8 protein-coding genes are annotated in these 12,497 nt (G+C 50.1%); 2 read left to right on the top strand and 6 right to left on the bottom strand.

Going from position 1 to position 12,497, the window contains the following annotated elements; translation table 11 throughout:
- Window positions 1–3: 3 nt before the first annotated feature.
- The 3 genes from LKE08_RS15670 to LKE08_RS15680 all read right to left on the bottom strand — a co-directional run bounded on the left by LKE08_RS15670 (window position 4) and on the right by LKE08_RS15680 (window position 6,812).
- Window positions 4–3,234 carry a UvrD-helicase domain-containing protein gene (locus tag LKE08_RS15670; protein ID WP_324705178.1) on the bottom strand — a complete coding sequence of 1,077 codons (3,231 nt, stop codon included), beginning with the start codon at window positions 3,232–3,234 and terminating at the stop codon, window positions 4–6.
- A 44-nt stretch (window positions 3,235–3,278) separates the two neighbouring features.
- Entirely contained in the window at window positions 3,279–5,921 is a 2,643-nt protein-coding gene (locus LKE08_RS15675; RefSeq protein WP_324705179.1) for a PD-(D/E)XK nuclease family protein, read from the bottom strand.
- Window positions 5,922–5,987: 66 nt separating this feature from the next.
- Window positions 5,988–6,812, bottom strand: a complete 825-nt coding sequence (locus tag LKE08_RS15680; protein ID WP_324705180.1) for an Rpn family recombination-promoting nuclease/putative transposase — start codon at window positions 6,810–6,812, stop codon at window positions 5,988–5,990.
- Window positions 6,813–6,983: 171 nt separating this feature from the next.
- On the opposite strand from LKE08_RS15680, the gene LKE08_RS15685 reads away from it, so the two are divergent.
- Both LKE08_RS15685 and LKE08_RS15690 read left to right on the top strand, forming a co-directional pair.
- Window positions 6,984–7,790, top strand: a complete 807-nt coding sequence (locus LKE08_RS15685; RefSeq protein WP_324705181.1) for a Uma2 family endonuclease — start codon at window positions 6,984–6,986, stop codon at window positions 7,788–7,790.
- 95 nt (window positions 7,791–7,885) lie between these two features.
- Window positions 7,886–9,442: a serine/threonine-protein kinase gene (locus tag LKE08_RS15690; protein WP_324705182.1), complete on the top strand. Its 1,557-nt coding sequence runs from the start codon at window positions 7,886–7,888 to the stop codon at window positions 9,440–9,442.
- A gap of 82 nt (window positions 9,443–9,524) precedes the next feature.
- Here the strand turns inward: LKE08_RS15690 and rbsK are convergent, their stop codons facing one another.
- From rbsK to LKE08_RS15705, 3 genes are all read right to left on the bottom strand, one after another.
- Window positions 9,525–10,448 carry a ribokinase gene (gene rbsK / locus LKE08_RS15695; protein WP_324705183.1) on the bottom strand — a complete coding sequence of 308 codons (924 nt, stop codon included), beginning with the start codon at window positions 10,446–10,448 and terminating at the stop codon, window positions 9,525–9,527.
- 60 nt (window positions 10,449–10,508) lie between these two features.
- Window positions 10,509–11,150, bottom strand: a complete 642-nt coding sequence (locus LKE08_RS15700; RefSeq protein WP_324705184.1) for a GUN4 domain-containing protein — start codon at window positions 11,148–11,150, stop codon at window positions 10,509–10,511.
- Between the two features lie 305 nt (window positions 11,151–11,455).
- A complete protein-coding gene (locus LKE08_RS15705; protein WP_324705185.1) occupies window positions 11,456–12,379 on the bottom strand; it encodes a TraB/GumN family protein in 924 nt (307 codons plus the stop codon).
- Window positions 12,380–12,497: the final 118 nt, after the last annotated feature.

A 12,497-nucleotide genomic window follows, 5' to 3' on the forward strand; every position in this document is an offset into this window, starting at 1 on the left:
TTTTTACATTGCTTCGCTCTGTTCATCCCAGCGATCTGCACAGATTTCAGAATAGCGACAAGTCCGACATTTGGGGGGAGACGGTTGGGCGGGATAGTCTCCTTTCTCCATGTGGCGGACGATGCTTTCCGCTTTTTGGGCGGTCGTTTTTAAGACTTCCGGAGACAGACTGTAAAGTTGTCCGTGTCGCAAGTAGGCGATGTGGGCTTCGGGTACATTTAAAGCTTCCGAATAAGCCCAAAGTTGCAGGTGGTGGTGCTCGGGTTTCAGGTCGCGATCGCTTTTATAATCCAACACCCAATTGTCCCCGACGCGATCGGCTCTGCCGTTAAATCTGATGCCAGCCCAGGTCAAATTGAGCTCAACTTCTCGACGATTTTCCGTTTCCCAAAACTGCCGAAAGACCTCCGTATTATCGAAATCTTTGGCGAGGTTAATTGCCTCAAAAATTAATTCGTCATCGATCCAAGATCCGGCGACATGACGCAATTTTACCACATCTCGGATATCCCAGTCTAAAGCGATATGGACAAGTTTGCCAACTTCCATTCCCCGGTTGGCCTCTTCCGACAAGCCGGGATGCCCGAGAACGTAGTTAAATTCAAACTGCTTCGGACAGCGATCGTATTCTCCCAAAGCCGTGACGGGCAGTTCAAACAAACCGGAACCCATATCCCCAATTAAAAGGGGTCGATTCTCCGACGGATTCGGGGGACTCGGTGGGACGGGCGGGATGAGATTTTTCGGGTTAATTTCAAGGGTTTGAATGGGGATATTTGCCACTTCTAAACCCCGCCGCAACCGCTCTAAACTTTCCCCTTTATCGTCGGCAGCGGTGAGCAATAAATAATCTCGACTGCGGGTCAATGCGACGTAGAGAATCCGCAATTCTTCGTCTTCTTCCCGCCGTTTTTCGAGATGCTGTAAATAGTGATAAAGAATCGGTTTTTTGTTGTTTTCTTCATTTTCCTTACAGTTGATAGCGACCCCATATTCCGGGTCGAAATAAACGGATGCCGAACGGTTTGGAGGTTGCCGCGTCAAGTCCGAGACGACGACGACCGGCCATTCTAATCCTTTGGCGGCAAAAATGGTCATCAATGCGACGGCATTTTCGCTACTGATGGGGGGGCGATCGACTTTTACCTTTTTGTCTCCCAAGCGTTTGAGACGGCGGACGACGCCGAATAAATCGTCGGTTCCCCGTTCCAAGGTTCTGACCAATTCTCGGAAGCCGTTCCAGTCCGCTTCGCGGCGGTTCGACCCCGGTAAATTGGCGATCGCGGCGGTGTATCCGGTGAGGCGATCGGCCCTTTGCAATAAGCGAGAGGGTGTCTCGATATCTCGATATTTTAGCAGTTCTTTTAAAGTGTTGATTGAATGTATAAATTGCCCCGGCGAAGCGTCGGTCAAATGTTGCCACCAACTGAGCTTTTCTGCGGAATTTTGTGTGGAATTATTCTGCAATTTGTCGAGGCTGAATTGGAGGAGGATGCGATCGCTGATGGCAAAAAACGGACTCCGCAAAACCGCCACCAACGCGATGTCATCCCCCGTATCCGCCAAAAACCGCAGCAGGGACCAAGCATCCTTGGCTTCTCGGGTTTCCAACAGGTTCCCACCCCCGGCGGGGGCGACGGGAATTCCGGCGGCGGCTAAAGCCTCTCCGTACACTTCCAGGGGTTCCCAGGTTCGGGTTAAAATGGCGATATCGCCGGCTTCAATCGGCCGCAGTTTTCGCGTCTCTTTGTCAAAAACTGGGGTTTGACTCTCCAGCATTGATTTTAAGGTTGTGGCGATAAAATTTCCTTCGACCATTCGCCTATCATTTTTATTCGTTTCTTGGATTTTTGGAACGACAAAAACTTGCAAGGGTTCCCTCTCCGATGGGGTCTCGGTTCGGGCGGCGTTCAAGTCCTGTCGCCCGTCTCCCAACAGGGGAGAAAAGACGCGATTAATTTGATGCATTAATCTTTGATGGCTGCGAAAACTTTCGCCGAGAATGATTTCGGTTCCTTGTTTTTTGAGGATGCGATCGCGGAATGTTTGAAAGACGCGAATATCCGCCCGCCGAAACCCGTAAATTGACTGTTTGCGATCGCCAACGACTGTCAAATCTGCCGTTTCGGTCAAGATTTCCAACAGTTCGCCCTGGACGGGGTTTGTGTCCTGAAATTCATCGACGAGAAACGCCTGCCAACGTTTTCGATAATACGTTTGGACTTCCGGATCTTGCAAGGCATTTAACGCCCCAATTTCGAGGTCTGGAAAGGTCAAAACCCGGCTTTGCCATTTCAACTGTTGCAGGTGATCCTTAACCTCCCGATAGCTTTCTTTCAACGCCGCCAGCATTTCCGTCAATTGGCGATCGGCTTCTCCGACTTCTAATGTAATTAGATTCTGTTTTAGGGCGGATTTTATCAAATCCTCTCGCAAGGTTCTCAAAGCATCCTTGACCTGACCTAGAACCTCTTCGCCCCAATTTTTTTTACTGCCGACTCTCAGATTAATTTTCTTCAGTTCTTCGAGATTTTCTCGAATATTTTCGCCCCGTTCGAGTTCAAACATGGCGGCGATCGTCGCCTGTCGGATCGCCTCCAATTTGTCGCCGGATTTGCCAATATTTTCGGTCAGGATTTCCTTCGCTTCTTCCCATATGGGATTTTGGGTGAGTTTTTCCAATTCGCGATCGCGCACTTCTGCGGCAAACTCCGACCAGTTCAAGTCTCGATTTAACGCCCGTTCCGCCATCAACGGATCGTCCGAAAATGCTTCCAATATTTTGGACAATAAAGAATAGGGAATTGTCTCAAAAACTTGGATCGGCAACCTTGACAAAGCCGCTTCCAACCCCTCGGACAGCCAAAGTTTTCCTTCCAGATCTTCCAAAACCCGGAAGTCCGCCGTCACCCCGGCAGCTTGGGGATGTTCGCGACAAATTCGACTCGCCAAAGCGTGAATGGTGCTGATGGGGGCGGCTTCCAATTCGGCGAGAATATCGCGGTGCAAGGAGGGTTCCGAAGTGACGCGAGAACGAATCCGCGATCGCAGTTCGGTGGCGGCTTTTTCGGTAAAGGTGACGGCGACAATTTCCAGCGGCGACAGTTTCCGTTCCCGCAAATAATACAAGTATCGTTCCGCCAACATATGGGTTTTTCCGGTTCCCGCCCCCGCCGTTACGACGACACTTTTCGGGGCGTTGGCGGCGGCGGCTTGGGAGGGTGTCAAACTCATGATTTCGTGTTTTATGGTATAATTAAAAAGGATGGTTTTATGATTTATTGTTCCTGTTTTTCCATCGGCGATCGCTTGCGACTGAGGCGGGTTCCCTTCCGGCAAACGGCATCAAACTCGCAGTATTGACAGGCTTTCTGTTCGATATCGGGATCGACGGGATAAGAACCCGTCTCTAAATGCCGTTTCACCTTTTCGGCAAATGCTTCCAACGTCTCCGGATCGGGTTTTGACTTGGACAAATACTTTTGTTTTGTGAGAGAATAGAATTGAGATTCTAATATTTTTTCATTTTCAAAATTTTGAGCGATCGCATTTTCGTAGAGTGCCAGTTGCAGGTCAATTTTGGCCCGCCCCGACTCATCTTTAATGCCTGGGGGAACACTGCCGCTGGTTTTGTAGTCCAACAGGACCAAACCTTCCGGGGTGCGATCGATGCGATCGACAACTCCCCGAACTTTTAAACCGTACCAGTCGGCTTGGAATGAAGTTTCCAATTGCAAAATTTCCGCATTCTCTGGCAAGAAACTCTCCGCCCTCAAATTCAATTCTAACATCTCCAAATGTTCCAAACGCCTGCCCTCCCAATTGGTCAAATTGGGGACTTCGATATCCTGTTCGGCTTCCCCAAAAGTCGCCTCTATTTCCTCTCGTCCCAGGCGCATTAAATCCGCCCTATTTTTAATCTCTTTCAACAGCAATTCCAAACAACGGTGATACAACCGCCCTCTCAAACTCGGACTCAGTTCCGCCTCAGCTTCCGGCAGATCTTTCAAGTGTAACAGATAGTTGGCGAACCACTTGAAGGGACATTGACCGATCGCGGTCAATTGAGAGGCGCTAAACGTGCGTTTTTGGGGGTCAGTTGGAATTCCGATAACGCCATCATACTCGTCCGGAATTTCGGAACTTTCCCGCCGTTCTTCGATCTGCCAAGCTCGAATGGCCTGGGGTGCGATCGCATCATCCGAAGGTAATCTTTCCGGCTGTTGCAAATAATAACGTCTGGCTTCCTCAAGACTCGCCAGGGGAAGGCTATCTGGGGGGGTTGCCGTCAGCCCCAAACGGGTGGCGTAGGAACTGGGAATCAGGGACGCTTTTTGCTGTTGTGAAGGATAAGAAAATGTCAGAGATTTCGTGGGAATTCTGAGCAATTCGTAAAAAGAGAGGGCTTCGCTTCGGGCGACATCCACCGCCGTTTCCAGGGGAACACCTCGCCGTGAAATCTGCTGGCGATCGTAAAAGTCCAAAACTGGGTCATTTTCGATGAGTGCGGGTAGCATTCCCTCCGCAAATCCCAGCAGAAAAACCTGTTCGTAACTCGCCCCTTGCAGGGAAAAAGGCGTGTGAACTTCCACCCCACCTCGTCCCGGTTGGATGGGAGCGGTCAACAATGTCATGATTTCCAGTATTTCCCGACAAAATGCCGGTTTGGAGATGCGATCGCCTTCCGGTCGCGAGAGTTCCACCAGGGATTGATCTAATTTTGAATAGGCGACAATTTCCCGACTCCAAACACCAGCATTTTTTCGGATTTCAAATTTTTTTAAAATCATTTGAATTCGCTCGATCCAATTTCCCCTGGTGTCAGATTCTGGAAATTCCAACACCGATAAATCCAGCCCCAACTGCTGCCAATCGTCCAAATTATTGGGTCGAGTTTGTCGCGCTTTCGCCCACAAATTTGGGGTGAGCTGTCGCGCCAACGGATGGCGGAGTAACTTAGCCGTTTGTTCAAAGGGGAAATTGTTTTGGACGACTTCTAATAACAATTCCATCCACGCCCCAATTTGCGTATCTCGCAAGGGGATTTGATAGAAGATTCGCAAGGGCAAATTGTACTCCCAAGCGATATCCAACAATAAAGGCCCATAAGTGCGTTCGTCCCGGGTGGCGATCGCAATTTCCCGAGCCGACGTTCCCCGTTGAATTAAATCTTTGACTTGGGCGAGAACGCCACGAATTTCTGCTTCTAAATTTGGATAAACATGAAATTGAATAGAATGGGAAATTTTATCCTTTTCCAAAAAACAGCTTTGCAGTCGTTCTCCCAAGGTCAAATGTTCGGAAATTTCCCCCGCATCGACGATCCAACCGCTGTCCTGTAAGGTGGCGATCGCCTGCTGATTCTTCGCCATAAAATCCGCGTCCCCGGAAGGCAAAACCCAGACGCTATTTTCTCCGGCAACGGCATCGATAAACTTCACTTGATCCGGCTGCGGTTGGAAATAGCCGTAAATGAATAGATCTGCGGGTTTCGGACGGTACGAAGCCGCCCACCAAAACAGTTGGGCGCGATCGATATATCCCCGTTCTTTCAATTCCTCTTCATAGCGACGGGTGAGTTCCGCCAGTTCTCTGATCCGTGGCGAATCATAGCCGATCAACTCTTGCAAATCAACTCCCGATCGCAGTAACATTTGACGGGAAGGTATCAGCGTCCTCGCCGTCCCTTCTGGGTCATTGGTCGTCAGATTTTCAGCCACAATTTTTCGCCAGATGCGATCGCCGGTCAGGGGAGGCGCGATCGCAATCTGATGGCGACTCAAAACCGAAATTGCAATCCGATCCAGGGGTCTGTGAGGCACGCCCAGGCGTCGGGCAGCTTGCCGACTGGGAGTAATGGCAGTCAGCGTTTTTTCCGGCTTGTTTGCGGCTGTTGGATTGAGGAGAAGCGATCGCGCCATCGGTCAGTTGAACCCTTCAACAATATCGTGATTGTACGAAAAGACTGCCGATGCCGTCAAATTTTTTTAGCGATCGTCGAGCGCCGCCCTCACCTGTTCGACTTCCAAATCCAAAGCCGTGGCGATCTGTTCCACCGTCAACCCCAATTCCAACAGTCGGGGAATGGATTCTAACTTACCCAAAATTCGCCCTTCCGTGCGCCCTTCTTCTCGTCCTTCCGTGCGACCTTCCGTGCGCCCTTCTTCCAAGGCTTCCTGATAGACTCGGGTTTGTTTCAAATCGCTGAGGCTGAACATGGCTTCAATCTCCTCCCGACTGAGGCGGGGTAATTTGTACATCAAAATGCTTTCGATCAATTGTAATAGTTCTCGCTGCGATCGCCCACCGGTTATTTCCTGGGGAATGCGGCGGAGCAAATCTCTGGCTTTGGTGATCGCCCGTTCCTCCGAGGCGACGATCAATTCCACCGTTTCCAAGCCGATGGAAGCGGGGGATTCGAGTTCATCGAGGTAAATCCGGGATACCCGCTGCGGGTTGAGAAGTTCCCGATAGCGTCGGGTGTCGCCGGTATCGACGCTGCGGTTCGGAAAAATGACCACCCCTCGCCAATCGTTGGCGCGATCGCTTTTATCTAAGTATAAGAAAATTTCGGTGAAAAAGCGAGAATAAAATTTGGAGTCGGGTTGAAATTGTACCTCACCAAAATAAATCGGTGGGTCGGGAGCGTCCGAATTGGGAAGAAATACCCCGTCAATGCGGAACGCCAGTTGTTTGACCTCGACCGATGCAAATTGATACTGGTTGGCTTCTCCCGGGGGGCGATCGATCAATTCAAAGAAAATTCCCGGGAAGGATTGAAAGAGGCGATAAAATATCGTGTCATTTTTCACGGATAGATATCGAATAATATTTCATTTAATTGTATCATATTGATTGAGAAAATCGACCCCACCCGGTCGAACCACTGATCAAAATTAAGATTGAGAAGTGAGTCGTCAAAAAGTTTGACACTCCGGATTGGATTTCTGCTAAAATTAGCTAAAACTGGCGGAGGTTCGATCATGACTCAAGAAACCGCAACTAACCCGCAGGCGATCGGCGATCGCGAACCCATCGCGCCGTCAGATTGGGAGCACCCATCCCCCCCCACGGATTTAATCTTTGATGACGGAGAACCCTTGGAAAGTAACCGCCACCGCATCGCCATGAACGTGCTGATCCGTTCCGCACAGCAGGCCCTCCTGCCCCGTCCCGATAGTTTTGTCGGCGGCAATATGTTCGTCTATTACAGTCGCCACCAGGCGATGAACCGCGACTTTCGGGGTCCCGATTTTTTCGCCGTTTTGGGAGTTGAAGGCGATCGCGAACGCCAAGGTTGGGTGATTTGGGAGGAAGGCGGACGCTATCCCGACGTCATTATCGAGCTGCTTTCTCCGAGTACGGCATCTGTCGATCGAGGTGTAAAAAAAGACCTCTACGAACAGACTTTCAAAACCCCGGATTATTTTATTTTCGACCCCTTCGATCCCGATTCTTTGGCGGGTTGGCGTCTGGATTTAACCCAAGGCTACCAACCCCTGTCTCCCAACGATCGCGGCTGGCTGTGGTGCGAAACGTTGGGGTTGTGGCTGGGAACTTGGGAGGGTGCGATCGACCGCGAACCGATGACCGGAACCTGCCACTGGTTGCGATTTTACGACCCCGAGGGCAATTTGGTTCCGTTGCCGGAAGAGGCGGCTCAACAGCAAGCCGAACGGGAACGGCAGCGGGCCGAACAGGAATCCCAGCGGGCCGAACAGGAACGACAGCGGGCCGATCGCCTAGCCGAACGGTTGCGAGAGTTAGGGATTGACCCGTCTGCGCTTTAATATATTTAAGGTGCGAGATCTGTAACGATTCAATTGGTTTGAATTTTATCCCGGTGCGACGGGTATGCTATCGCCGATCGCCTAAATTTCCCCAAATGATGAATACTGCAATTCCCCCCGGTCAAATTCTCAGAAATCACTATCTCATCGTCCGCGAACTCGGTCATGGCGGATTCGGACGCACCTATTTGGCGAAAGATAAAAATCGATTTGACGAATTGTGCGTGTTGAAAGAATTCGCCCCCCAGGTTCAAGGCAGTTACGGATTGCAAAAATCCCAGGAATTGTTTGAACGGGAAGCGCAAATTCTGTATCAACTCCGACACCCCCAAATCCCCAAATTTCAAGAACTGTTTCGGGAAAAAATCGGCGATCGCGGCTATCTTTTCGTGGTGCAAGATTATGTCGCCGGCTCGACGTACCGGGACTTACTCAAACAGCGACTTCGAGAAGGAAAATGTTTCACAGAGGCAGAAATTATCCGACTTTTAATCGACCTACTTCCGGTTTTAGAATACATTCATTCCCTCGGAGTCATTCACCGCGATATTTCTCCAGACAATATGATTCGGCGGGAATCGGACGGGTTGCCCGTTTTGATCGATTTTGGCGGAGTCAAACAGATCAAAGCGCAGGTGGAGTCGCAATTTTCACCTCGAAATGTTCACGGAAGCCCAGCAACTCGGTTGGGTAAGTTGGGTTACGCGCCGGATGAACAAATGCAGATGGGAATTGTCTATCCCCACAGCGATTTATACGGGTTGGCAGCGACGGCGTTGGTGTTGTTGACGGGGAAAGAACCCCAGCAGCTTATTGACAGTTATAACTTAACTTGGAATTGGCAAAAAGATGTCAGTTTGAGTTCCAAATTAAACCGGATTCTGAGTCGAATGTTGGCGCATCAACCCCGCGATCGCTACCCTTCCGCCCGTCAAGTTCTACAAGCTTTAAATGATACTTCAGAATACTCCAGTCCCTCTCCGACGCTACCGCCCCCGGAGTTGACGACGGCAAATCCCACCCCGACTAAAAACCAGAGTCAGCAGCAAACCCAGAAACAATTAAAACCCTTCAAATTGTCGTTCCGTTTGGGTACGATTATTTGGGTTTCGACATCAGTTTTGGTGATGGGAAGTGTGGGATGGGTTGTCGGAAATTATTGGGCTGATCGCCTGTCTAACTCACCTCAAAATAGCGATGATTTTGGAAAACTATCCGAACCCAAACGACAGGAAATTTTGCGCGATCGCCGTCGGGAATTGGGACTGGATTACAACTTTTTTATCGACCTAGTGAACGAGGAATTTTACTACCGCTATCCCGAACAAAGGGGACGACTGCTGACGCCAGATCCAGCCGATCGCCCCTGGCGAAAGCGGTGGGATGAAACAGCAAATCAAGTCTTAAATCGTCTGGAAACCCTCAGCGACGAATCTCGGCGAGGACTGGGAACTTACACCCAACGGGATCTCAACCGTTGGATCGAAGAAGCCAACGAACTCGACATCAGCACTTCAACGCTATTCGATCGCGCCGACACCGAATTTTATCAACTGTTTCCGGAACGTCGCGACGAGAAACGTTTGGTCGCAGAACCCATCATCCAAGTTTGGCGGGGCATCGTCCACGATCGCCTTTTGGAACTGCAATAATCATCATAAAAATCAGTCAAAATTACCACAAATTAATGGTCCTTAAATCTGTGTAATCTGCGTAATCTGCGGACTCAACCTCCTAATTCTCCGTAGCCGTGAGAACCGCTTCCAACGTTTGGCGATCGGGAAGCGAAGATTGCGCCCCAACTTTTGTGGTAGATAACGCCCCCGTCGCCGCCCCCCACAAAATCGCCTCCCGCAGCGATCGCCCTTCGTCCAAAGCCGCCGCCATCCCCCCGTTAAACGCATCTCCCGCCGCCACGGTATCCACCGCTTTCACTGCAAAGGCGGGGACAAAAAAGGATTCTGATTTTGTCGCCCAAAATACGCCCTTGGCACCCAATTTAATCACCGCAGCTTTCACCCCCCGATCTAATAAAAACGTCGCCGCTTTTTCGGCTGTTTCCGCATCATTAACCGAAAATCCCACCAGTTGGCTGGCTTCCACTTCATTGGGGGTGATGATCTCGATAAGCGGATAAAGTTTGTCGGGAAAACGATCCGGAACCGGGGCGGGATCGAGGATGACGCGGACTCCCGCAGCCTCGGCGGCGCGGACGGCAACTTCGACAGCTTCCCAGGGAATTTCGAGTTGTAATAACAGGGATGTCGCCCCCGAAAATAAAGGTTTCAGGCGATCAACATCTTCGGGACTGACGCAACCGTTCGCCCCCGGAATGATGATAATTTGATTTTCCCCGCTATTGTCAACCGCGATCGTCGCGACGCCGGAATGGGTGCTATTATCACGCAAAACGCCCTCGCAACCCACCGAATTCGCCCGCAACCCTTCCAAAAGGCGATCGGCGAACGTATCGCCCCCGACTCGCCCCACCATGTGGGTTGTCGCCCCCAACCGCGCCGCCGCCACGGCTTGATTGGCGCCCTTTCCCCCCGCGATCGTGATAAAATTGTAGCCCTGAAGGGTTTCTCCCGGCTGAGGAAGTCGCGGCGTTTGCGCCACCAAATCCATATTGATACTGCCAAAAACTAACACACTCATTGTTGATTCTTCCCTCACAATTACTCAAGTTCGTTGTTGGGCTTTAGCCCCATCAATGCGCTAAAGCGCAACAACAACAGTTAAATTCATCCACAATGATAAACCCTCCGCCGCCGTTCCAGTTCCCACACCATAACACGCCCGCCGTCGCCAAGCAAAAACCGGAAGGTGTCCGGGGGGCGCATTCAAATTGAACTGCAATTCTTCGTAATATTTCCAATTGTCTCCATCCCGCCACCCGACGCGATCGCAAAATTGTCCGTAATCTCGATCCGCGCTCTCCCAAATTTCCCGCTGCATTTTCAACCCGAATAATCCGCCACTGTAATACTCCCAATAATAGGCGATCGTGCGAAGATCTGTTGCGGGAAACTGTCCGATATCTTCCCCCGTCAGCCAGCCCTCACCTTCCCGCCCCATCACATATAATAAAATCTGCCAAGTGTACTCGTCCGCCGCCTTCCAATCCCCCGCCGCCAACAATTCCATCAACGGCGTATAATCCATCCCCACCTCAGATAAAGGCGGATTTTCAGTTTCCGTCCGTTCCAACCATCCATCCAGTCGCGAGACAGTCTCCGTCAGCCGTTCCGGGTTGATTGTTTCCAGATAATACAGAACCCATTCCAACTGATTTTGGAGGTTTTCCCGTTCGATTTTTGACGCTTCCAATTCCGATTCTATATTTTGTATTTTCGGCAATAAATCGGCGACTGTGACCCTTTTTTTCTTCGGTTTATTTGATACTTTACTTTGTAGATCCTGAAGTTTTCGCCATGTTTCCTGCGCCCATTCCAACCGCTTTTTATCAATTTCAGACTTGCCATCCGTCAAATCCCAGCCACAAACCTGACAATTTTCCGGGGGATTCCGATCCGAATACTCAAAACTACAAACCGGACATAAAAACATAATCTAAATCGAGAAAAAACCTCTGTAGGGGCGCAAGGCTTGCGCCATCAAAAGCTTGCTTATATCAATAAATACCATATTTTTTGATTTTTATTCTAATGCTGTTCGACAGAATAACCCCGATCGCGCAACATTTCGACCAATCCCTCTTCTCCCACCAAATGCCCCGCACCGACGACGATCAAATAGTCTTCGTCATCTCCCAAAAATCCGTCGATCTTCGCCATCCATTTTTGATTGCGATCGCGGAATATTTTATCCTCCAAAACCGGATAATCTTGAAATCCAGTCAGAATCAAATTCTCGAGAGTTTGCGTATCTCCCGTTTTCCAAGCGACCAGCATATCTTGAAATGAGGTTTCCAAGGTGTCAATTTCTTCGAGAGTCTGCCGCAGCAGTTTGTCCTGTTCTTCCGGGGGAAGTTCGTCGAATAAACTGAGTTGTTCTTCCACCGTTTCCAACGTGAGGATTTGTTTTTGATCCGCGATCGCCTTTTCAAAAAAGTAGCGATCGACCCCGTATTGGGGATCGAAACCGAGCCTTTGCAGTTGCAACGCCACCAGAGAAACGGAGACGAACCAGGGTTCAAAATTGCTAAAAATCTGGATCGGAAATCCCAGATCGTTCATCGTATTTTCGACGACTTGATAGGTTTCCGGCTGGACTAAATCCCGCAGCGTTTGTCCTCCCGGCGGTGTCGCCTTTTCCAACATCACCGACTGCGTTTCCAGGCTTTCCAGTTCATTCAAGTCCAATTCAAATACCACCTTTTCCGCTTCCTCAAAAGCCGTCTCCATCATCGGCGGGAGGGGATAATCATTTTGACTCAAGACGTGAATCGAACCCAACAGATAAACCTGATTTTGGGGCGTTTCAACTTCCCATAAAAATTGTTTGGATTCCGCCGCTTGCGAGTCCGCAACACGCGATCCGGACAGGATATAAATTGTGGAGATCAAGCCGACACTCGTCAAACGTCCGACGGCAGTCCATAAGAATGATTGAATAATTTTCGGCATTGCTGAAAAATATATCGTCAGTGAATCCCAAGGCGCGATCGCACCCCAATTGTAACACTTTCTCCCCCCAATTCTCCCCCCAATTCTCCCCCCAATTCTCCCCCCAATTCTCCCCCCT

Origin of the sequence: Lyngbya sp. CCY1209 (assembly GCF_035615495.1) — a bacterium.
Lineage (GTDB): Bacteria > Cyanobacteriota > Cyanobacteriia > Cyanobacteriales > Microcoleaceae > Limnospira.

Excerpts from the sequence above, each read along its gene's own strand:
- LKE08_RS15690 (WP_324705182.1), top strand. The coding sequence starts at position 7,886 with ATGATGAATACTGCAATTCCCCCCGGTCAAATTCTCAGAAATCACTAT.
- LKE08_RS15705 (WP_324705185.1), bottom strand. The coding sequence starts at position 12,379 with ATGCCGAAAATTATTCAATCATTCTTATGGACTGCCGTCGGACGTTTG.
- rbsK (WP_324705183.1), bottom strand. The coding sequence starts at position 10,448 with ATGAGTGTGTTAGTTTTTGGCAGTATCAATATGGATTTGGTGGCGCAA.
- LKE08_RS15670 (WP_324705178.1), bottom strand. The coding sequence starts at position 3,234 with ATGAGTTTGACACCCTCCCAAGCCGCCGCCGCCAACGCCCCGAAAAGT.
- LKE08_RS15685 (WP_324705181.1), top strand. The coding sequence starts at position 6,984 with ATGACTCAAGAAACCGCAACTAACCCGCAGGCGATCGGCGATCGCGAA.
- LKE08_RS15675 (WP_324705179.1), bottom strand. The coding sequence starts at position 5,921 with ATGGCGCGATCGCTTCTCCTCAATCCAACAGCCGCAAACAAGCCGGAA.